Source organism: Candidatus Poriferisodalis sp. (genome assembly GCF_965262965.1).
In the GTDB taxonomy this organism is placed as follows: domain Bacteria; phylum Actinomycetota; class Acidimicrobiia; order Acidimicrobiales; family Poriferisodalaceae; genus Poriferisodalis.
Map to the genome: position 1 here is coordinate 2,218,893 of NZ_OZ253573.1, position 21,684 is coordinate 2,240,576.

General features: G+C 66.3%; 15 protein-coding genes. 5 read left to right on the top strand and 10 right to left on the bottom strand.

What is annotated here, in order from left to right; genetic code table 11:
• Nucleotides 1-5 precede the first annotated feature (5 nt).
• From tmk to betC, 6 genes are all read right to left on the bottom strand, one after another.
• Complete coding sequence (gene tmk, locus ACQY5K_RS10610; protein WP_428114901.1) at nt 6-740, bottom strand: dTMP kinase; 735 nt, start codon at nt 738-740, stop codon at nt 6-8.
• On the bottom strand, nt 737-2,191 hold the full coding sequence (locus ACQY5K_RS10615) for an MFS transporter (protein ID WP_428114903.1): 1,455 nt from the start codon (nt 2,189-2,191) through the stop codon (nt 737-739). Before ACQY5K_RS10615 ends, tmk begins: the two co-directional genes overlap by 4 nt.
• Before the next feature lie 64 nt (nt 2,192-2,255).
• Complete coding sequence (topA, locus tag ACQY5K_RS10620; RefSeq protein ID WP_428114905.1) at nt 2,256-5,063, bottom strand: type I DNA topoisomerase; 2,808 nt, start codon at nt 5,061-5,063, stop codon at nt 2,256-2,258.
• Nucleotides 5,064-5,129: 66 nt separating this feature from the next.
• Nucleotides 5,130-6,038: a DUF368 domain-containing protein gene (locus ACQY5K_RS10625; protein ID WP_428114908.1), complete on the bottom strand. Its 909-nt coding sequence runs from the start codon at nt 6,036-6,038 to the stop codon at nt 5,130-5,132.
• Between the two features lie 122 nt (nt 6,039-6,160).
• A complete protein-coding gene (locus ACQY5K_RS10630; RefSeq protein WP_428122642.1) occupies nt 6,161-7,522 on the bottom strand; it encodes an ammonium transporter in 1,362 nt (453 codons plus the stop codon).
• A gap of 155 nt (nt 7,523-7,677) precedes the next feature.
• A complete protein-coding gene (betC, locus tag ACQY5K_RS10635; RefSeq protein WP_428114910.1) occupies nt 7,678-9,186 on the bottom strand; it encodes a choline-sulfatase in 1,509 nt (502 codons plus the stop codon).
• A 157-nt stretch (nt 9,187-9,343) separates the two neighbouring features.
• On the opposite strand from betC, the gene ACQY5K_RS10640 reads away from it, so the two are divergent.
• Nucleotides 9,344-10,342: an ABC transporter substrate-binding protein gene (locus ACQY5K_RS10640; protein ID WP_428114912.1), complete on the top strand. Its 999-nt coding sequence runs from the start codon at nt 9,344-9,346 to the stop codon at nt 10,340-10,342.
• 156 nt (nt 10,343-10,498) lie between these two features.
• Nucleotides 10,499-12,157: a choline dehydrogenase gene (betA, locus tag ACQY5K_RS10645; RefSeq protein ID WP_428114915.1), complete on the top strand. Its 1,659-nt coding sequence runs from the start codon at nt 10,499-10,501 to the stop codon at nt 12,155-12,157.
• Here betA and ACQY5K_RS10650 read toward each other — a convergent pair.
• Nucleotides 12,124-12,696 carry a TetR/AcrR family transcriptional regulator gene (locus ACQY5K_RS10650; RefSeq protein ID WP_428114916.1) on the bottom strand — a complete coding sequence of 191 codons (573 nt, stop codon included), beginning with the start codon at nt 12,694-12,696 and terminating at the stop codon, nt 12,124-12,126. The two genes, betA and ACQY5K_RS10650, sit on opposite strands and share 34 nt — an antisense overlap.
• 220 nt (nt 12,697-12,916) lie before the next feature.
• On the opposite strand from ACQY5K_RS10650, the gene ACQY5K_RS10655 reads away from it, so the two are divergent.
• The 3 genes from ACQY5K_RS10655 (at nt 12,917) to ACQY5K_RS10665 (ending at nt 16,787) form a co-directional block, all read left to right on the top strand.
• Nucleotides 12,917-14,026, top strand: coding sequence for a quaternary amine ABC transporter ATP-binding protein (locus ACQY5K_RS10655; protein WP_428114919.1), 1,110 nt, complete (start codon nt 12,917-12,919; stop codon nt 14,024-14,026).
• Nucleotides 14,023-16,029, top strand: a complete 2,007-nt coding sequence (locus ACQY5K_RS10660) for an ABC transporter permease (RefSeq protein WP_428114922.1) — start codon at nt 14,023-14,025, stop codon at nt 16,027-16,029. Before ACQY5K_RS10655 ends, ACQY5K_RS10660 begins: the two co-directional genes overlap by 4 nt.
• A gap of 281 nt (nt 16,030-16,310) precedes the next feature.
• The gene (locus ACQY5K_RS10665) at nt 16,311-16,787 is read left to right on the top strand and encodes a hypothetical protein (RefSeq protein WP_428114924.1); all 477 of its coding nucleotides are present in this window, start codon (nt 16,311-16,313) and stop codon (nt 16,785-16,787) included.
• Nucleotides 16,788-16,806: 19 nt separating this feature from the next.
• Here the strand turns inward: ACQY5K_RS10665 and ACQY5K_RS10670 are convergent, their stop codons facing one another.
• The 3 genes from ACQY5K_RS10670 to nhaA all read right to left on the bottom strand — a co-directional run bounded on the left by ACQY5K_RS10670 (nt 16,807) and on the right by nhaA (nt 21,676).
• Nucleotides 16,807-18,009 (bottom strand): MFS transporter, encoded by a 1,203-nt coding sequence (locus ACQY5K_RS10670; protein ID WP_428114926.1) that lies wholly within the window; start codon nt 18,007-18,009, stop codon nt 16,807-16,809.
• A 90-nt stretch (nt 18,010-18,099) separates the two neighbouring features.
• Nucleotides 18,100-20,220, bottom strand: a complete 2,121-nt coding sequence (locus ACQY5K_RS10675; RefSeq protein ID WP_428114929.1) for a sodium-translocating pyrophosphatase — start codon at nt 20,218-20,220, stop codon at nt 18,100-18,102.
• Between the two features lie 64 nt (nt 20,221-20,284).
• Nucleotides 20,285-21,676 carry a Na+/H+ antiporter NhaA gene (gene nhaA, locus ACQY5K_RS10680; RefSeq protein ID WP_428114931.1) on the bottom strand — a complete coding sequence of 464 codons (1,392 nt, stop codon included), beginning with the start codon at nt 21,674-21,676 and terminating at the stop codon, nt 20,285-20,287.
• Nucleotides 21,677-21,684 lie beyond the last annotated feature (8 nt).

Sequence of the window (21,684 nt, forward strand, 5' to 3'; positions counted from 1 at the left end):
TGCGGTTACGCCTTCATCGCGGGGTGGATGTCCACGGCGTCCGCGACACGCCGAGTCACCGCGTCGATGCTGCCCGTCGCGTCCACGCGAATCCACCGCTGCGGTTCGGCGTCGCACAACCGCTGGTAGCCGCGCCAGACCCGCAGCGCGAACTGCACTGCTTCGCTCTCGATGTTGTCCGGTCGAAGGTCGCCGGAGCGCTCGCGAGTCGAGCCTGCCTCCAGCAGCGACATCTGATCGCCGGTGATGCGATCAAGTTGGTGGACGCGAGTGTCGGCTGCGGTCATCGGCATATCCAGCAGCACGACGATGTCGGGCAGAACGACGTCAGGCAGAACGATTTCGGGCAGGCCCGTCACTGATTTCGGTCGCTGCGATGCCCAATCGACCAGCGTGCGCAGCTCTTCTTGCGGCAGGCCTCGGCCGTAGCCTTGGTAGGCCAGAGTCGACCCGTACGAGCGATCCGTAACGACATCGCGACCGGTCGCGAGCGCTGGTGCGATCACGTGTGCGACATGTTGCGCGCGGTCGGCTGCGAACATCAGCGCTTCGGCTCGATCAGTCGGCGCCGTGTCGCCGTCGGCGTGAAGCAGAAGCCCGCGCAGCGACGCGCCGAGTTCTGTCCCGCCCGGCTCGCGGGTCAGAACGGCATCGCGGCTCGCGGCCAGCAGCTCGGCCTGCGTGGACTTGCCGCTGCCCTCCCATCCCTCGAGAGCGATGTACCGGCCTCGGACGGTCATGACACGTCCCCAGCGTCGCCCGTCTTCTGCGGCGCGCGGCGCCCCTCGCCCCGGCGGCTGCGCAGCGACAATCCGGCGAGCACGCCCGCCATCAGGATCAGCACCGCTCCCAGCCACAGAGCACCCCGCACGCCAGGCAGCGCGAGCACCGAATCGCCGAAGGTGATGCGGTTGTCGAAGGCGACATCGAACAGCCAATTGAAGCCGTCGGAGAGGAATCCGCCGGCTGCCATGGAGATCAGCAGGCAGAAGCGCACGAGCGTGTACATCGCCGCGAACACCCGCCCCCTCAGCACTTCCTCCACGTTTTCGTGCAGCAGTGTCATGCCAGTGACGTACACCGTGCCCGCGGCCAATCCCAGCAGCAGCACTCCGGCCAGTACCAGCAGCGTGATGGACACCGAGGCCGCGAACAGCAAAGACGCGCCGGCCACGAACACCGAGCCCACGAACAGGCGGGCCCGCCCAGCGGCGGCGAGACGAGAGTGTTGGCCGGAGCGATTCGCTGCGCTCTGTAACACGGTGACGAGGGCAACCCCGCCGCCGACGCCAACGCCCATCGCCACGAGGATCGAACTGAATCCGGCACTGCCTGCACCCAGGACTTCGTCGTTGTACACCGCGCCAAGCGGCACCAGCATCCCCCCGCCGATCATGCCGGCGCCCAGGCCCACCAGCACTGCGCGCACCTGCGGGTTCAGGAAGATGAAGTCCCAGCCTTCGCGCAGCTCGCGGAAGCCCTGGCTCCAGTTGATGCGGCCTCGGCTGTCGCGCTTGCGATGCGCTGCGGTGATGTGCGAGGACAGCGGCAGCGTGGCGATGAGTGCCGCGGCCACCAGGAATGTGGCGGAGTCGAGGACCAGCGACATCTCCACTTGTCCGATATCGGTCCAGCCGAACGCCGCGCCGAGCTTGGCCATGCCCGCAAACGCGAAGGCACCAGGCAGAAACGTGCCATACGCAGCAATGAGCCCCAGCGAATTGGCGGCGGTGAGGTGCTCTGTGGGCACGATGTTGGGAACGATGGCTTCCTTGGCCGGACTCCACAGCGAGGTAGCCAGCTCCAAGGCGAGTGATGCCAGAACGAGGCCCCACACACGGTCGATGAACGGGATCGTGAGCAGGACGCCGGCGCGCGCGATGTCGCATATCACCAGCAGCCGCTTGCGGTTGAAGCGGTCAACGATGATGCCGCCGGCCGATGCCAAGAAGAAGCCAGGCAGCACCCGTGCCGTGATCACGAGCGCGATTGCCGAGCCGGGCTGATCGCCACCGATGCGCCGCGCCACCTCGATGGTGGCGAGGAGGCCGATCCAATCGCCGAACGAACTGGTGACTTGCGCGATCCACAGTCGCGCGAAGCCTGGTGACGCAAACAGTCCCGGAGACGGCGGGGTACGTCCGTTGCTGTCCGCTCGTTCGAACTCGGGTATCGAGCTATCCGAATTCATGCCACTCAGCAGGCTAGAAGCAGGCGGGCGCGGCCCTCGCGCCGCGACATCGCACCACGGCGGCCTAGACCCGCTTCGGCGGTGCCTTCTTGCGCGCCGCGGTCGTGCCGGATGCTTTCTTGCGGACCGACTTCTTCTTCGCCGCCGACTTCTTGGCGGCTGACTTCTTCGCGGGCGATTTCTTCTTCGCCGCCTGCTTGCGCCGCGGGCTTCGCTTGGTTGCCGGCCCTTTCGCGCGACGCACCGCGAGCAACTCGGCGGCCCGTTCGACGGTCAAGGAATCCGCCTCGTCGCCCTGCCGCAGCGATGCATTGTACTCGCCGTCGGTCACGTACGGACCGAACCGGCCGTCGCGCAACACGATCGGCTTGCCGCTGTCAGGGTCGGTGCCCACTTCACGCCCGGCGCTCGCGGCTGGTTGGCCGCGACGGCGGCGCGGCTGCGCCAGCAGGGCCAAGGCTTCATCCAACGTCAGCGTGAACAGCTGCTCTTCGGATTCCAGACTGCGGTTCTCCGCGCTTGTCTCCGAGGTCGCTTCCTTCGTGAGATAGGCCCCGTACCGGCCGTTGCGCACAACGATCTCGGCGCCGTCGGCTGGGTCGACACCAACCGTGCGAGGCAGCGAGAGCAGCTTTGTGGCTTCGTCAAGGCTCACCGATTCGGGCGCCATCCCCGTGAGCAGCGACGCAGTGCGGGGGCGTTCGTCGGTTTCGTCGGGCCGCCCTACCGAGACGTACGGGCCGTATCGGCCGGGCCGCACGATGATGTCGAGGCCCGTTTCAGGGTCCGTGCCCAAGATGCGCTCGGTTGGCTCGGCCAGCAGCTCAAGTGCGCGCTCGATGGTCAGCTCATCTGGGGCGAGATCGTCCGGCAGCGGGCGCGTCGCGTCGCCGCGTCGCAAGTACGGACCGAAGCGCCCCACGCGTGCCACCACTTCAGTGCCGTCGGCATCGACGCCGATCGGGATGCTGTTGATCTCCGCCGGGTCAATCTCGGACAGCCGGTCGTCGGACACCAGATAGCGCAGCCCGCGTGAGCTCTCGTCGTCGCCGTCGCCGAAGTAGAAGTCGGTGAGCCACGGCTGCGCGTCGCGCTCGCCGCTCGCGATCTCGTCGAGGTCCTCTTCCATCCGGGCCGTCAGCGCGTAGTCGACCAGACGTTCGAAGTGCTGCTCCATCAGGCCGACGGTCGCGAACGCCGTGAATGCGGGCACCAGCGACGAGCCCTTCTTCCACACGTAGCCGCGCGATTGGATCGTCTCGATGATGCTGGCGTAGGTGCTCGGCCGGCCCACGCCCAATTCTTCGAGCCGGCGCACCAGCGACGCCTCGGTGAACCGGGCCGGCGGGCTGGTGCGGTGCTCGGCCGGCTCGACGGCAACCGCAGTGGCCGAACCGCCCTCGTCGAGGTCCGGCAGGATGCGTTCAGGCTCTTCGTCGGCGCCTGGGGCAGGCGCGTACACCAGCCGGAATCCGGGGCTGCGCACCACGGTGCCCGCGGCGGACAGCTCGACTCGGTGCCCGTCAGCGCCTGTGCGCGGCTCGGCGACGCGGACGACAAGCTCGCACTGGGCGGTGCCGGCGAGGCGGATGGTGACGGTCTCGCCGGTGGCGTCGATCATCTGGCTGGCAACGGTGCGCTGCCACACCAAGTCGTACAGGCGTGCCGCGTCGCCGCCCAGATCAGTCACACCACCGGGCGCAGGCCAGTTCTCGCCAGCAGGGCGGATGGCCTCGTGCGCCTCTTGGGCGTTCTTGACCTTGCGGGTGTAGATGCGGGGCTTCGGCGGCAGGTTCTGCGCGCCATACCGATTGGCGATGACGATGCGGGCAGCGTCGAGCGCCTGATCCGACAGCGTCGTGCTGTCCGTGCGCATGTAGGTGATGCGCCCGTTCTCGTAGAGGCGCTGGGCCGCCGCCATCGTGCGTGACGCTGAGAAGCCGAGCCGGGCCCCGGCCGCTTGTTGCAGCGTCGACGTGATGAACGGGGCCGCGGGGCGGCGGCGATACGGCTTGGACTCGCGGGAGATCACGGCGAACCGCTCACCGGACATGGCCTCTGCGAGCGTCGTTGCCGCTGGAGCGTCGAGCACGACCGTGCCGTCGGAGCGAAGTTCGCCCCCGCGGTCGAAGTCGCGGCCTGTCGCGACCCGGCTGCCGTCGAGCTCGACGAGCGCGACATCGAAGCGCCCAGATACATCGGTGGGCACAGCTGCATCGCTGCGCCCATTCGACTCGGCGCCCGGCTCGAGCGTCGCTGTGATGCTCCAGAACTGCGCGGCGCGAAACGCCATCCGCTCGCGCTCGCGCTCCACGATGAGGCGGTTGGCGACGCTTTGCACCCGGCCGGCCGACAAGCGCGGCGCGACCTTGCGCCACAGCACCGGCGAGACCTCGTAGCCGTACAGGCGGTCGAAGATGCGGCGGGCCTCCTGCGCATCGACCAGACGCCGGTCGAGCTCGCGGGGGCTCTCGATTGCTGCACGAATGGCCGCTGCTGTGATCTCGTGGAAGACCATCCGATGCACCGGGATCCGAGGGCTCAGCACCTCGAGCAAATGCCATGCGATTGCTTCGCCCTCGCGGTCCTCGTCGGTTGCGAGATAGAGCTGATCTGCGGTTTGCACGAGCGACCGCAGCCGGCGCACCTGGTCACGGGCCGTGACGACATACAACGGCTTGAAGCCGTCGTCGGGATTGACACCAAGCGAGGCCCACGACTCGGACTTGTAGGCGGCGGGTACTTCCGAGGCGTTGCGCGGCAAGTCCCGGATGTGCCCGATCGAGGACTCCACGATGTAGTCGCCGCCGAGAAAGCGCGAGATCGTGCGTGCCTTGGCGGGCGATTCGACGATGACGAGAGAAGTGGGCATGTGGATCCGGAGTGGGCGAAGCCGGACGGTAGCGGAACGGCCTCGACTAGCGGCGGCGAAGTGCCGTCACGCAGGCCTGCGACGTGCACCGAGACGGTGCAGGCCCGCCGCAACGGCCGCAGCCACCGTAGCGACAACGATCGCGCTCGCAAGGTCTGATGCGGGTGGGGCGCCGAGCGCGGCATTGGCGAAGCTCGCGACATCTTCGGTATCGGCTGGCCACGGCCACAGGACCCGCAACGAGCCCGCCATCAAGCCCATCAGCATTGCCACAACGAGATCTCGGCTTCGAGCGAGCAGACGCTCCAACAGGCGCGAGAACAGCCCAAGACCAGTCGCTGCACCGAGTCCGAACAACGCAATCGTGCCAAGTCGCCGATCCGACACAGCCTCAGTGATCGGGTCGTACAGCCCCAGCAGCAACAACACGAACGCGCCCGAGATGCCCGGCAGGATCATGGCGCAGATCGCCAGCGCACCGGCACCGAGAACCACCGCGCTCGACGGTTCGGCGACGCTCCCCGAGCGAATTCCGAGCACGAAGAACACCGCCACCGCAACCGCAACGAACACAACAACGAGCCGAACATCCCAGCGGCCGACCTCACGCCGGGTTGTCACAACAGTCGCGGCAACAAGCCCGAAGAAGGCCGCCGACAACAAGACCGGCTGCTCTTCGATCAGCACCCGCACCAGTTCCACGAGCCCGCCAATCGCGACAGCGATGCCGCAGCCAAGACTGACGAGAAAGAGCCAGTCCGCTCCGCGTGCCATGGCGACGGCTTGTTTGGGCCGCCCCCGCAGCAGCCGCCCAGCGCCGGAGCTCAGCAGCGCAATCTGACCCACCAGCCGGTCATAGATCCCCAGCAGCAACGCCATCGTGCCACCCGACACCCCCGGCACCACATCCGCCGCCCCCATGACCAGCCCCCTGGCCACATTCACCAGCGAGTTAGTGAACACTCCTCGCCGCACCCTGTCGAAACTAGACGCATCGATCTGCTTTCGGGCGCGGAAAGTCCCCGGGCGCAAACCCGGGGACTTCCGCTGACAAGCAGAGCAGGCGGTCGCTTGACGACTCAGCCCGTGGTTGAGTGTCAGCCGCCCGAAACCACGTCGTCGAGCGCCAATCCGGGGCCTCCATGTTCAGACACATCGAGACCAACCATTTCCTCCTCTGCCGACACCCGCAGGCCGATGGCGGCCTTCAAGACTCCGAACAGGATCACTGACGTCACGATCACCCAGACCGCCACGATCACGACCATGAGGAACTGCACGACGAGCTGTTCGATGCCGCCGCCGTAAAAGAGTCCGGCGTCTTCGCGGCCCAGGAAGGCATCGTCGTAGTGGGCGAACAGGCCGATGGCCAAGGTTCCCCAAATGCCAGCAGCGCCGTGGACGGCGAAGGCGCCGACCGGGTCGTCGATCTTCAGCTTGCGATCCACGAAGCCGACGACCAGCACCACGACGAGGCCTGCAATGAAGCCGGTGATGATGGCGCCCCAGGGAGTCATCGTGCCGCAGCCCGCAGTGATGGCCACGAGGCCCGCCAGCACACCGTTGCCGGCCATCGGGACGTCGGGGCGGCCCGTGCGGAGCCAGTTCAGCGCTGTCGCGCCGATCACTCCTGCGCACGCTGCCAGCACGGTGTTCAGCGCCACGAACATCACGTACTCGTCGGCTGCAAGCTCCGAGCCCGGGTTGAACCCGAACCAGCCGAACCACAGGATGAACACACCCAGGATTGCAAGGGTCACGTTGTGGCCCGCAATGTTGCGCGATGTGCCGTCCGCGGCGTACTTGCCGATACGGGGGCCCAGCATCCACGCACCGACGAGGGCGACCCAGCCGCCGACACTGTGCACGATGGTCGATCCGGCGAAATCGCTGTAGACGGCATCCCCAATCGAGATCTTGGAGATGAGGCCGCCGCCCCACGTCCAGTGGACAACGACCGGGTAGATGATCGCCGTCATCACGAGGCTGAAGATGAGGTAGGTACTGAACTTCGTGCGCTCCGCCATCGCCCCCGACGCGATGGTGACTGCGGTTGCTGCGAAGACTGCCTGGAAGAAGAAGTCCGTCGACCCCGAGAGTCCTTCGGATATGTCGAAGAGGTCGACACCCGACAGCGCGAACGAGCCCCAGCCGAAGAAGCTGTTGCCGTCACTGCCGTAGGCGAGCCCGTAGCCGATGAGGAAGAACGCGAGGATGCCGATGGAGGCATCAGCGAGGTTCTTGGCCATGATGTTCGCCACGTTCTTCGAACGCGTCAGACCCGACTCGAGCATGGCGAATCCGGCCTGCATGAGGAACACCAGGACGCCGGCGATGAACACCCACAGGTTGTCCATGACGGCCTGCACCATCTCGGCCGATATCGAGTCGCCCTGTGCGCTCGCTGGCGATGCGAACAGGAAGAGGACGCCGACGGCACCCGCGGCGGCGATAAGCATCTTGCGTTTCACGGTCGTTCTCCCGACGAATTGGCTGACGTCGGGCAACCTAGGAATCGCGTGTTGCACCGTGGTCACCGAGCCGTGTCCGCTCGATGCACAGCACGGGTCGGCGCTGTTGCGGAGATGTTTCGAGCGCGTTGCGGGGTAGTGCGCTAGTCGATGCGTGGGTATCGCAGCCTGGGGCCGGCTTCGGCCCAGTCCAAGTGATCGCGGACGTATTCGTCTGCAGCGTTGCGGGGCGGGTTGTAGTCCCATCCCTCGCCTGAGGCTGCGTGAACTACTCGGCGAGCGCGCTGGGAGGCCAGCACCTGCTCTCGGATGGCAGCCGAATCCCACCGTTCGGCGACCTCGGCGGCGAAATCGGCTGCGAGATTGACATCAGTTGGGGATCCCACAGCCGGGTCGGCCAGGTTTTGGTGCTCGGCTGGGTCGGTGTCGAGGTCGTAGAGCTGCGGGGGGTCGGAGTCGCAATGGATGTATTTGTGGCGCCCCCTGCGGATCATGAACATGGGGTGCGACGTCATCTCGCCCATGTATTCGCCCACGGTCTCATCGACCGGGTCGTCGCCCCCGGTGGCAGCGGGCCAAAGACTTCGGCCTGCCAACGAGACGCCGAGTTCGGGCCAGGGTTCGCCTGCGATGTCGAGCAGCGTCGGCGCCAGATCCAGCAGCGAGCACACGTTGGGCACTGTTCCCGCCGAGATTCCGGGACCGGCCACAACGAGCGGCACTCGAGCGGATCGCTCGAAGAACGACATCTTGAACCAGGTGCTGCGGTCGCCCAGCATGTCTCCGTGGTCGCTCGTGGCGATCACCACGGTGTCGTCGGCCCGGCCGGTCTCGTCCAGCACTCGCAGAAGCTCGCTGAGCCACCAGTCGAAGTAGCTGGTGTTTGCGTAGTAGCCGTGGCGGGCATTGCGGCACTGTTGTTGCGTCCAGCCGATGGTGTCGGCTTCGATGCCCGCACGGATGCGGACCGTGTGCGGATCGAGCTCGGCTGGCGAGGGTCCCGGCAGATCGATCTGGTCGTGGTCGTAGAGACCCCACCACTGCGGCCGAGCCACGTAGGGATCGTGGGGATGGATGAAAGCGACAGCCAGGAAGAAGGGCCGCTCATCGGCGTCGCGCGCCAAGTCGTAGAGGCACCGCCTCGCGGCGAACCCCACCTCGTCGTCGTAGTCGATCTGGTAGGTGACCAGCGCCTGACCGGCCTCGGTGAGGCTGGTCATGTTGTGGTACCACTTGTCGATCCTCACGCCGGCGGTGTCCCAGTCGGGCGTCCAGGCGAAGTTGGCCGGGTAGAGATCGGTGGTCAGGCGCTGGCTGAAGCCGTGCAGCTGGTCGGGACCGATGAAGTGCATCTTGCCCGACAGCGCGGTCCGGTAGCCCGCCAGGTTCATCCAGTGCGCGACTGTCGGAACCTCCGCGCGCCATTCCGCCGCGTTGTCCCACGCACCGACGTCGGAGGCCTGCCGGCCCGACATCATCGACAGGCGCGACGGCCCGCAGAGCGGCGAATGGCAGTACGCAGCGTCGAAGCGAGCGCCGCGTTCCGCGAGTGCATCCATGGCTGGTGTGCGCACCAGCGGATGCCCATAGGTGCCGGTGAAGTGCGGCGCGAGTTGGTCGGCCATGACCAGCAGCACGTTGGGAGACGTCATGAAGCCGAACAGTAGGTGCGCTCTTGCGACGGGAAAGACGGCCCGCCTGGGGCTCGGGTCCAGCGTCATCTTGCGCGACCCGGGCGTGATAAAATTTCGTAAAACCGTCTGAATAGCCGGTTTTGGTCCAGACATGGACAGAATCTGGGAGTTGACGATGTCCGAAAAACAAGTGCGGTCCGTTCTACGTCCGCGTCGCCGCACAACGCGGCGCCACAGTTGGAAGCTCATAGGGACGCTGATTGCAGCACTGGCGCTGCTTGCCGCCGCATGCGGCGACGACCTCGGCTCGCAGTCCGAGATCACGCTCGCCGCGAACCCGTGGAACGGTTCGGCGCTGAACGTCGAGGTAGCTGCCCAGCTGCTCGAGAACGAGCTCGGCTACGAAGTCGAGGTCGTGGAGATCGACGAGAACGCCCAGTGGGCAGCGATCAACACCAGCGACATCAGTGCCTCGCTTGAGGTGTGGCCTTCCGGCCACGCGCAAAACGTCGTCGACTTCATCGACAATTCGGATGGAAACGTCGACAACGCCGGCCTGCTCGGCCCGGTCGGCAAGATCGGCTGGTTCATCCCGACCTACATGGTCGAACGGCATCCCGAGTTGGCCACCTGGGAGGGATTCGCAGATCCTGAGCTCGCGGGCCTGTTCGCTACCGCCGAAACCGGCGATCTCGGGCAGTTCCTGGGCGGCGATCCCAGCTTCGTGCAATACGACGAGGACATCATCAACAACCTGGGCCTGCCGTTGCAGGTTGTCTACGCCGGCTCCGAAGCTGCGATTCTCGCAGCTGTCGACTCCGCGTACAGCCGCGAGGAGCCGATCTTGGTGTACCTGTGGACGCCGCACTCGGCATTCAACAAGTACGACCTGACGAACGTCCTGCTTCCCGACTACAGCGATGACTGCTACGCGACGGCGGACGCAGGCGGCGTGGACTGCGACTACCCGGCGGATGTGCTCTTCAAGATCATCGACGCCGACCTCGCCGACAATGCGCCGGCGGCTGATGCACTCCTGCGGGCCATGAACTACACGAGCGCTGACCAGATCTCGATGCTGGCTGCGGTTGAGAGCGACGGCTCGTCGGTCGAAGATGCAGCTGCCCAGTGGATCGAGGACAACGAGGACACCTGGAGCGCTTGGATCGAGTAGCCGGTCGATTCCGTCCCAGGACGGAGTCGACCGCGTCGCGGGTGCCGACCCGCTTATCCGTGGTCGGCACTCGCGGCGAGAACCGCTCGCACAGCGCCACAGTCAGCTTGGCACCCCGCTCGGGGCGCCGATGCAGCCCGCTGCACGGATGAACTCGTGAACAAAACCGAATACGACTTCGTGATTGTCGGCGGCGGTTCGGCAGGGTGTGCCCTCGCGAACCGGTTGAGCACCGAGGGCGGCACCCGAGTGCTGGTGCTCGAGGCCGGTCGTCGCGACTACCGCTGGGATGTGCTCATCCACATGCCTGCGGCGCTGGCCATGCCGATCGGGAATCGCTTCTACGACTGGCAGTACGAGACCGAGCCGGAGCCCCACATGGGCGGCCGGCGGGTGTACCACGCGCGCGGCAAGGTCCTTGGAGGGTCGAGCTCGATCAATGGGATGATCTTCCAGCGAGGGAACCCTGCGGACTACGACAAGTGGGCGAGCCGACCGGGCATGGAGGCGTGGGACTACCGGCACTGCCTGCCGTATTTCAAGCGCATGGAGAATTGCCTGGCGGGTCCTGACACGTGGCGCGGGGGCGACGGTCCGCTGGTGCTTGAACGCGGTCCGGCCACAAGCCCGCTGTTCGACGCCTTCTTCGAAGCGGTGCAGGAAGCCGGTTACGAACTCACCAACGATGTCAACGGCTTCCGCCAGGAGGGGTTCGCCGCGTTCGACCGGAACATCCACCGGGGTCGGCGGCTGTCAGCTGCGCGTGCGTACCTGCATCCCGTCAGCGACCGACCGAACCTGACGGTTCGAACCGGTGCGCTCATCGAGCGGGTGCTGTTCGACGGCAACCGGGCGACAGGCGTGGCGTACCGCTGCCGAGGGCGACATCGGATTGCTCGCGGAGCGCACGTCATCCTGTGCGCTGGAGCGTTCGGGTCCGCGCAGCTGTTGCAGCTGTCCGGAATCGGCGCGGCGAGTCTGCTCGAACCACTGGGCATCAAGGTCGTGTCCGACTTGGCCGGCGTCGGTGAGAACCTCCAAGATCACATCGAGGTGTACATCCAGTACGCCTCAGCGGAACCCGTGTCCATGCAGCCACACCTGCAGAAGTGGCGCCGTCCGTGGATCGGCATGCAATGGCTGGCTAGGCGCGGACCAGGCGCCACCAATCACTTCGAAGCCGGGGGGTTTGTCCGCAGCAACACCGACGAGTCCTATCCGAACCTCATGTTCCATTTTCTCCCGCTCGCGGTTCGGTACGACGGCTCAGCGCCGGCGAGCAAGCACGGCTATCAGGTCCACGTCGGGCCGATGTACTCCGATGCTCGTGGCTGGGTACGGATCCGCTCGACCGACCCGGTGAAGAAGCCGGCCATCCGCTTCAACTACCTCTCCACTGCGCAGGATCGGCGCGAGTGGATCGAGACGATTCGGGTGACCCGGCACATCATGAACCAACCAGCATTCGCGCCCTACAACGACGGCGAGATCTCACCTGGGCCCGACGTACGGACCGATGACCAGATCATGGACTGGGTGGCCCGCGACGCCGAGACCGCGCTGCACCCCGCCGGCACTGCGCGAATGGGTAACGACGAGCTCGCCGTCACCGATCCGGCGTCGATGAGCGTGCACGGCACCGAAGGCCTGAGCGTCGTGGACGCGTCGGTCATGCCGAGCGTCACGAACGGAAACATCTACGCGCCGGTGATGATGATCGCCGAGAAGGCCGCCGATCTGCTGCTGGACAACGACCCGCTCGAACCTCTGGACGCACCGGTCTACGGAGCCGAGCCAGCCTCATTGCCGTCGTGATCGGAGATCATGGCCGAGACGAGGTCGAGCACCCGGCGTCTGTCGGCCTCGCTGGGAGGCGCAAGGCCGAACAAGTCGATGAGCCACAGGCCGTCGCCCACGATGCGCGCCAACAGCCCCGTGGTCTCCGCCAGACCGTCATTGTGCACGAGGCGTTCCTGCCAGCGCTCGAAGGTTGCCCGGGTGTGAGCAAGCAGCTCGTCGTCGAGCGCAGCTGCGGCCAGGATCGATGCCGAGGTGTCATCCGCCGCCTTGTACGGCTCGCGCACATAGTCGAGATAGGCGAGCGCGAATGTGCCGCGGGCGGCAGAATCGCCGGCGCGGAAGCTGGCTTCGCGTATGTCCAGCTCGTCATCGAGGACCGCCAGCGTCTCGTCAAGCAGGCCAGCCATGAGCGCGTCCTTGGAACCGAAGTGGTAGAGGAAGCCGCCCTTGCTGACCCCGGCCGCCACCGCCACTTTCTCCAGCGTCAGATTCGCTGCGCCGTCGGCCTTGATGACCTCGATAGCGGCTTGACAGATCCGGTCCCGTGTCTGCACAGCGCGCTCCTGCACCGGTCTGGTTCGGGATCCCCGCTGGGTGCGTGGCTCCGAGGGTTTCCCAGCCGGTGCCACAGCGGGTGCCACAGTGAGTGCCCCAGTGAGTGCCGTCGTGCGTGGCTCGTCGCGTGCCATCGTCGGTCCAAGATAGTTGTCCCCCAAACCACCCCAGCCAACCAGACCACCTCAGCCAACCAGTAAGCAGGCGACGGGAAGATCCATGGAGTCGACCTCAGCATCGCAGGCCCCGCCAGGGGCGGTCGCCGATCCGGCGTCGCCCGCGCAGGCTCCCGATGTTGGCGATGGCGAGATGGTCGACGTAAGCGAGTTGTGGAAGATCTTCGGCAAGCGCACCCGCGCCGCCCGCGAGCTCGCCGCGCAGGGCCACTCACGCGAGGAGATCCGCGACGAGACCGGCTGCTTGATCGCCGTACGCGATGTGAGCTTCCGTGTCTCCGCTGGCGAGACCTTCGTGGTGATGGGACTGTCCGGTTCAGGCAAATCGACGCTGGTGCGCTGCGTCTCTCGCCTGATCGAGCCCACCGCAGGCGACGTGACCGTGTGCGGGACGGCTCTCGCCGACGTCAGCGACGCAGAGTTGCGCGACCTGCGGCGCCAGAAGATGTCCATGGTGTTCCAGCACTTCGGCCTCTTCCCGCATCGCCGGGTCCTTGACAACGTCGCGTACGGCCTTGAAGTGCAGGGCATCGGCCGCGACGAGCGTCACGAACGAGCGCGCAGCGTTCTCGACACGGTGGGCCTCGACGGCTGGGGCGACCACTACCCCCAGCAGCTCAGCGGCGGGATGCAGCAGCGTGTCGGGCTGGCGCGCGCCTTGGCGGTCGAACCCGAGGTGCTCTTCTTCGACGAGCCGTTCTCGGCGCTGGACCCATTGATCCGTCGCGATATGCAGGACGAGCTGGTCGCGCTCCAACAGGAACTGCAGCGCACGATCGTGTTCATCACTCACGACTTCGCCGAAGCGTTGCGGCTCGCGGATCGCATCGCGATCATGAGCGACGGCGTGTTCACCCAGGTCGGCACACCGCTCGAGATCCTGACCGAGCCGGCAAACGATTACGTCAAGGCCTTCACCCAGGACGCCCCGATCGCGAAGGTGCTCCAAGCCTGTTCGCTCATGCGGCCCCTGGGCGACACCGTGCCCGACCCGCTGTGGCCGAGGCTCGAAGAAACAGCGTCGCTGGAGACAGCACTGCCCCATCTGCTGTCCGAGGACCGCCCGGTCGTCATCTGCAACCGCACCGGTGAGGCCGTCGGCCTGCTCCATGGCGATGACGTCGCAGCGATATTGCAGCAGAACCTGCGATGACCGCGGTTGATCCTGCTACCAGGCCCGGTCGCAACGGGCTCGGCAGCAGGGCCGTGGAGCTGGGCCGCACGGCCGGTCGCAACCCGTTGAAGCTGCTGGGCATCGTCCTTGCAGCAGTGGCAACAGCCATGATCGTGGTGGGCGTCGGCGCCTCCGTCGGCACCTTTCCCGAGTCCTGGGACATCGGTCTGGCCGAGCCCATCGACCGGACGCGGCGATGGCTCATCAACAATCAGACATCGCACTGGCTGTACACCGTGCTGCTGAATCCGGTGACTGACCTCGCGGACGCCGGCATCCGGCAGTTCGAAACGATTCTCGAGTGGTTCCCGTGGTACGTGTACCCCGTCCTGACGGGCCTCGGGCTGTGGCGTGTCCGCGGCCGGACCGCCGGGGCGGTGGGCTTTTGTGGCATCGCGCTCATCGGCGTGATGGACCTGTGGCACGAAGGCTTCGCCACGCTCGCGCTGATGGGCGTCGCCGTGTTCGTCTCGCTCTGCTGTGGCATCCCGCTGGGCATCGCGGCGTGGCGCAACGACCGGTTCGCCGGCGTGCTGCGTCCGACGCTCGACGCCATGCAGACGATGCCGGGTTTCGTCTACTTGATCCCGTTCGTGCTGCTGTTCGGCATCGGCCGTGTGCCGGCGCTGATTGCCACGGTGGTCTTCGCCTTGCCGCCTGTCGTGCGGTTGACCGATATCGGTCTGCGCAACGTCGAGGTGACGATGGTGGAGGCCTCTGAGATGTTCGGCGCGACCGAGCGTCAGACATTGCGTCTCGTGCGCATCCCGGCGGCGCGGCCGGCGATCCTGGCGGGCGTCAACCAGACGACCATGCTGGCGATGAGCATGGTGGTGATCGCCGCCTTCATCGGCTCGGGCGGTCTCGGTCAGGACGTCTTGCGTGCCATGCGGGACATCGACGTCGGCGAGGCCTCGGAGGCCGGCATCGCCATCGTCATCATGGCGATCGTCCTCGATCGGTTCTCCAACGGCATCGCGACACTGGGCCAGCAGGGTGCTGCTGACCGAGACGCCAAGTCGAGCGCCGATGCACGCAACATCCGCTGGCTGGCAGCGGCGGCCTCGCTGGTGGCGCTGGTCGGTGGCATTGCCGGGCACAACGAGTTTCCGGAATCTCTGGAGTGGCACTTCGCGCCCTACATCAACGACGTGACGGGCTGGACTCGCGACAACCTCTACGACATCTGGGGAACCGGCATCGGGACCGGGCCGTTCAGTGATTTTGTGACCATCTATATGGTGACGCCACTGCGGGAATTGTTCTCCTCCGGCATCCCGTGGCCGGCCATGATCGGCATCGGCGTGCTGGGCGGACTGCTGGCACGCGGGCCGGGACTGGCGTTCGGCATCGGTGCGTCACTGTTCAGCATCGGGCTGCTGGGCATGTGGGAGCTGTCGATGGACACGCTCGCGCAGACCATCGTCGCGGTGGCGGTCACGCTGGCGCTGGGGGTGCCGCTGGGCATCGGGGCCTCGCACCACGACCGCTTTCGGTCACTGCTGAACCCGGTGCTCGACTTCCTGCAGACGATCCCGAGCTTCGTGCTGCTCGTACCGGTCATCACGCTGTTCCACGTCGGGCGCATTCCCGGCATCATCGCTTCGGTCCTGTACGCGCTTCCGGCGGCGGCCCACTACACCGATCTGGGACTGCGACGGGTGCCCGCTGAGGTCCACGAGGCCGCGGAGAGCTTCGGCGCCACTCGCACGCAGCGCCTGCGGCGCGTCGAGCTGCCGCTGGCTGCTCCCGAACTGATGGTGGCGGTCAACCAGACGATCATGCTGGTGCTCGCCATGGTGGTGATCGCCGGCTTGGTCGGCGGCGGCGGGCTCGGACTCGAGACCGTCAATGCCCTGCGCCGCAGCGACGCGGTCGGCCGCGGCTTCGAAGCGGGCATCGCCATCGTGCTGCTCGCCGGCATCCTCGACCGCCTCACCCGAGCCGTCGCCGACCGTCTCCGCCCACCCCCTGCGGTGTGATCCCGCCGGACTGGGGCCCGTCTGCGGTAGTTGCATCGGAGCTGACCGCCCTGATCGCCCTCCTTCGTTTGCAGAGGTCGTGGCTACGGTGGGCTTGATGGCTGGTTCCGCCCGATTTCGCTCCGCTCTTTGCACGTCTTTCGTACGTCGCCGACGGGGTCGACACTTCTGACCTCGACAGCATCGTCCCGGTCTTCGACAGTGTCAGCTCCGACAGCGAATGCAGCACGACACAGAGCTTCTCGTGGACCGCCGCTCAGTACGGCACGCTCCGCGAGGTCATGGCCGCTGGCGACGGTCCCCAGATCCTGCAGCTCGACGACGGCTGGCACTTCGAGCTCAGCGGCAGCTTCATGGACCAGGGTCCTTCTGATGGTGAGGTCGCGCAGCTCTCCTCGTTGGGCCTGGCCCCGCCGACGGACATCATTTCGGTGACGCTCCCGGGTGAGCCGGTTGAGCACAACGCCGACATAGCGGCCGGCTCGACGTTCAGTTGGGAATTCAACCTGACGGACCCACAAAGCGCTCCCGAGCGACTTGTGGCCCAAACCGGACCCAGCAGCGGCGGGATCGGCTACGTCGGCATCGTGGTGCTCATCGTGGCAATCGTCGGGGTGCTTGCGGCGCTCGTCAGCCTGCGCAAGCGCCGCAAGACCCCGCAGAACGATGCGGACGACAGCAATGCCGAGCCAGCCGCCACCCAGCCAGATGCCAAGTCCGATGCTCCGGATGATGCGTCAGCCGGAGGCGCGGCCTGAGCCAGTGGTCGCCGCGGCGTTAACTCGGAGGCGCTGCAGGGGCGTAGCGAGCACCGGGACCGAGACGGGATGCCAGCACGACGGCCGCAAGCGCCAGCGGCAGCTGCCACGACAATGCCATCCGGATGTCGCCGGTGATATCGCCCAGGATTCCCACGGCGGGTTTCGCAACGGCGGTCAACAAGCCGGAGACCCCGAACACCACTCCGATGCTCGCCCCGGTCTGGGTGGGTGGCGCCAGCTGGCTGGCCATCGCCAGCGACACCGGGAACAGGCTGAACATGCAGAATGAAATGCCGCCGATGGCAACCAGCGAGAACGCTCCGTCGGTGAGCGCGAACAGCGCCACGAACAGTGTTGTACCGACGGCCGCGATCATCATCACCGTGCGGCCACCGACTCGATCAGACGCCCAGCCTCCCAGCGGCTGCGCCACGACACCGACCAGCAGGATGACGGTCAGAATCACGCCGGCATCGTTGGTGTCCCAACCCTCGTCGACGAGCATCTTCACCGAGAAGTTGATGAAGCTCATGCCCACCATGGCCACTGCCCCGAACGACAGGGAGAGCATCAGCAGCGGTGCGCTGAACGCGGCGCGCAGCCGCACTGCCGGCGCGGCGGGAATCTCGCGGAGTCGCCATTGCAGAATCGCTGCCGCGATCACCATCGGAATGGCCAATGCCACCATGGTCAGCCGCCAGTTCAGCACCGAGACCGCCAGCACCACCGCCGCCGGCGCCGCGAAGTGCCCGAACGAGCCGCCCCAGCCGTGCAGACCCAGCATGCGCCCGCGCTTGTCGGGGTAGGCCGAGACGATGAACGCCGTGGCCTGCGGATGGTAGGTAGCGCCTCCGAGACCGCAGAACAGGCTCACCGCGACGATCAACCAGAAGCTCGGCGACGCCGCCATGCCCAAGAACCCGACTGCACCGATCAAGAAGCCGAAGACCAAGATCCACCGCCGCCGGCCCCTGCGGTCGGCCTCGCCGCCAACCAGCGGCGACAGCACACCAGTCAGAAGGGTGAACGCGAACGACAGCACGCCCAGGTCCGTGTAGCTCAAGTTGAACTCGTCGGCCAAGGCGGGGAGGAACGCTGGGAGAACCGTCACGTAGAAATCGTTGATGGCATGCACCCCGACCAGAACCGTCAGAACAGTCCGAGGCCGCACGGCAACCTCATCGGCTACGAGGCGCCGCTCCGCTGCTGATTCGCGCACGACAGCGGACGCTACGCCACTGGTCGGCAGTATGTACCCGAGCGCGATGCAGATGTCGGGCTCGCGGAACTTGCCGAAGCCGCTAGGCGGTTAGATGAAGGCGGGGACGAAGACCAGGCTGACGATGGTCATCACCTTGATGAGGATGTTCATCGCCGGGCCTGAGGTGTCCTTGAACGGGTCGCCGATGGTGTCGCCGACCACGGCTGCAGCGTGCGCATCTGTGCCCTTGCCGCCGTGGGCGCCTGCCTCGATGTACTTCTTAGCATTGTCCCAGGCACCGCCCGAGTTGGCCATGTAGATGGCCAGCAGGAAGCCGGTCACCACTGCCCCGGCCAGGAAACCGCCGAGGGCGTTCACGTCGATGAACCCAATCACCAACGGCAACACGATGGCCAGGCCGCCGGGCAGCAGCATCTCCCGCAGCGCTGCTTGGGTGGAGATGTCCACGCAGCGGCGGCTGTCAGGCTTTACACCGGGCTCGCCTTCCCGCAGGCCCGGGATCTCGGCGAACTGGCGACGGACCTCCACGATCATCGCTTGCGCTGCCCGACCGACGGACGACATGGTGAGCGCTGCGAAGATGAACGGCGTCATCGCACCCAAGAACAGCCCGATGGTGACCGCCGTGTCGTTGATATCCAAGAACACCTTGTCGCCGGCGGTCAGGCTGAACGACTTGAACAGTGCCAGTGCCGTCACCGCGGCTGAGCCGACGGCGAAGCCCTTGGCAACCGCAGCGGTCGTGTTGCCCAGCGAGTCGAGGCTGTCGGTGACGCTGCGCACTTCGGGTGGCAGTTGGGCCATCTCCGCGATGCCGCCCGCGTTATCGGCGATGGGTCCATAGGCGTCCACCGCCACGATGACTCCGGTGACCGACAGCATGCCGATGGCCGCCAGCGACACGCCGTACAGCCCGATCTCGTTGCCGGCGTCGCCGAAGGCCATCCCGCCGAACAGGTACGACAGGCCGATCATCGCCACCACGAGCACGACCGCCGGCAGCGTGGAGAGCTTGCCCTGTGCAATGCCTTCAATCACCACGGTGGCGGGCCCGGTCTCGGACTGCTGCGCGATGCCCTTGACGGGCTTGAAGTGCTCGGAGGTGAAGTACTCGGAGGTGAGCCCGATGGCCCAGCCGCCGAACAGACCCACGATGATGGTCAGTGCCAGGAAGATCGGGGCGCTGAGTACCAAGGCATCAGTGTCGTCGCCGAAGGTCGGGTTGCCGCTGAACAGCACCAGCGTGCCGACGACGGAGAACACCACCGTGAGCGCCATGGCGACGTACTGACCGGTGTGCAATTGCCCTGCCAGGCTGCGGCCTTCGCGGCCACGCACGAAGAGCGCTCCGACGATCGAGGCGATCATGCCGAGCGCCCCGATCAAGACCGGGTACATGAGGAGCCCCTCGGCATCGCCGAAATCGGAGGCCAAGCTGTCGCCCTCCAAGAAGACCGGTACCAGCAGCGAGGCGAGCACCACCGGCGCCACGATCGATCCGGCGTAGGACTCGAACAGGTCCGCACCCATGCCGGCGACGTCGCCGACGTTGTCGCCGACCGCGTCGGCGATGGTGGCGGGGTTGCGGGGATCGTCCTCGGGGATGCCGGCTTCCACCTTGCCCACGAGGTCGCCGCCCACGTCGGCTGCCTTGGTGTAGATGCCGCCGCCGATGCGGGCGAACAGCGCGATCGAACTGGCACCCAGCCCGAACGCGGCCACTACCTGGAAGGCCTGGTCCACGCCGAACCACTTGACCCACAGCAGATAGTTGAAGCTGATGCCCAGCAGTGCCAGGCCCGCCACAGTGAAGCCCATGACCGCGCCGCCCTTGAATGCAAGCGGCAGCGCCTTGGCTGCGCCTTGCCGGGCCGCCTGGGCCGTGCGGGTGTTTGCCGCAGTGGCGATTCGCATGCCGATGAAGCCCGCAACCGACGAGAGCACCGCTCCCATCAGGTAGGCGAAGCTGGCAGCAGGCCGGCCATCGATCGGCACTACGAGCAGCAGCACGAACATCGCAGCCACGAAGACCGACACCCACTGGTACTCGCGCCGCAGGAACGCCATGGCGCCTTCGCGGATGGCAGCGCCGATCTCGCGCATCAGGTCGGTGCCTTGATCGGCCTTCATCACCACCTTGGCGAAGTAGTACGCCAACAGCAACGCCAGCACGGAGGCAATCAGGGCCAGATACGGAACAGCAGTCACAGAGACCTCTCAGTGTCGCGTCGAGTTCGGGGCATCGAGGGGGATCGAAGCACGGGGAGCGAGGCTAGCTATCGGTGGCTGCAGACTCCGGCGGCATGCTGTCGTCGCTCATCATGGCGAGCGTTGTCTCGTCGGGGTGATCGCCCGCCTTGCCCGACAGCGCCAGTATCACGAGCGCTGCCACGCCCGCGCCGGCGGAGGCGACCAAAATGCCGATCTTGGCGAGGTTGGTGATGCCGCCGTCGTCGAACGCCAAGCCCGTGATGAAGATCGACACGGTGAACCCGATGCCTGCGGCGAAGCCCATGCCGATGAACTGCGGCCAGTTCATTCCCTCGGGCAGGTTGAATCCGAAGCGGGTCGCTACCCAGGTGAACAGCGTGATCCCCACCGGCTTGCCAATGACCAGGCCCGCCACCACGCCCCAGGTAACCGGCGAGCCTGCGGCATCGGAGATCGCGTCGCCCGACAGCGGCACGCCAGCGTTCGCGAGGGCGAACAGCGGCACGATGAGAAATGCCGTGAACGGGTGGAACATCGTCTCCAGCCGTTCAGTCATCGGCACGGATTCCTGCACCAGGAACGACGCTTGGTGGACTTGCTCGATGCTGGGACGTTCCGGCAGATGGTCCACCACGTCCTGAGCCTGCCCCCGGCCGAGCAGCGGCCTGGCAGGCGTCAGCAGGCCCAGCGCGACACCAGCGATGGTGGCATGGACACCCGATTCGAGCGTGGCGTACCAGGCAACCAAACCGATCACCCAGTAGATCTCGAGGGCCCAAACCCGCATCACGGTGAGCAGCCTGATGACCACGAGGAGCGCGACGGCGAGCAGCAGCCACTTGAGATTCAGGTCGCTCGTGTAGAAGATGGCGATCACGGCAATGGCGCCGATGTCGTCGACGATGGCCAAGGTCAGCAAGAACAGCTTCAGCATCGGCGGAATCCGTGAGCCCAGCAGCGCCACCACGCCCACGGCGAACGCGATGTCGGTGGCCATCGGGATGCCCCAACCTGACGCGGCCTCGCCGGACGGATTGAGCATGAAGTACAGCAGCGCCGGCGCGACCATCCCGCCGATTGCGGCAATCGCCGGCAGCGTGGCCGCGCGCACGCTTGCCAGATATCCCGTCACCAGCTCGCGCTTGATCTCGAGGCCGACCACGAAGAAGAACAACGCCATGAGCGCGTCGTTCACGAACTCCTCGAGTGTGAGCGGATGCAGGTGAAAACCGCCGACCGAGATGTCGATGTGCGTGTGCCAGAAGTCGACGTAGGCGTCGCTCCAGGGCGAATTTGCCCAGATGAGCGCTGCCGCGGTCGCCAGCAGCAACAGCACGCTGCCAGCCACCTCACGGTGGACGAACTTCAAGATCGGCCGCGCCAAAAAGCGAGCAAGCCGGCTGTCCCCGCCAGCGAAAGTCTCCCGCTGATACGGGTACTCCGGTACGGCCATACGGGCGC

Excerpts from the sequence above, each read along its gene's own strand:
- ACQY5K_RS10660 (WP_428114922.1), top strand. The coding sequence starts at position 14,023 with ATGACCGCGGTTGATCCTGCTACCAGGCCCGGTCGCAACGGGCTCGGC.
- ACQY5K_RS10640 (WP_428114912.1), top strand. The coding sequence starts at position 9,344 with ATGTCCGAAAAACAAGTGCGGTCCGTTCTACGTCCGCGTCGCCGCACA.
- ACQY5K_RS10615 (WP_428114903.1), bottom strand. The coding sequence starts at position 2,191 with ATGAATTCGGATAGCTCGATACCCGAGTTCGAACGAGCGGACAGCAAC.
- betC (WP_428114910.1), bottom strand. The coding sequence starts at position 9,186 with ATGACGTCTCCCAACGTGCTGCTGGTCATGGCCGACCAACTCGCGCCG.
- ACQY5K_RS10630 (WP_428122642.1), bottom strand. The coding sequence starts at position 7,522 with ATGCTTATCGCCGCCGCGGGTGCCGTCGGCGTCCTCTTCCTGTTCGCA.
- topA (WP_428114905.1), bottom strand. The coding sequence starts at position 5,063 with ATGCCCACTTCTCTCGTCATCGTCGAATCGCCCGCCAAGGCACGCACG.
- tmk (WP_428114901.1), bottom strand. The coding sequence starts at position 740 with ATGACCGTCCGAGGCCGGTACATCGCTCTCGAGGGATGGGAGGGCAGC.
- nhaA (WP_428114931.1), bottom strand. The coding sequence starts at position 21,676 with ATGGCCGTACCGGAGTACCCGTATCAGCGGGAGACTTTCGCTGGCGGG.
- ACQY5K_RS10665 (WP_428114924.1), top strand. The coding sequence starts at position 16,311 with ATGGCCGCTGGCGACGGTCCCCAGATCCTGCAGCTCGACGACGGCTGG.
- ACQY5K_RS10655 (WP_428114919.1), top strand. The coding sequence starts at position 12,917 with ATGGAGTCGACCTCAGCATCGCAGGCCCCGCCAGGGGCGGTCGCCGAT.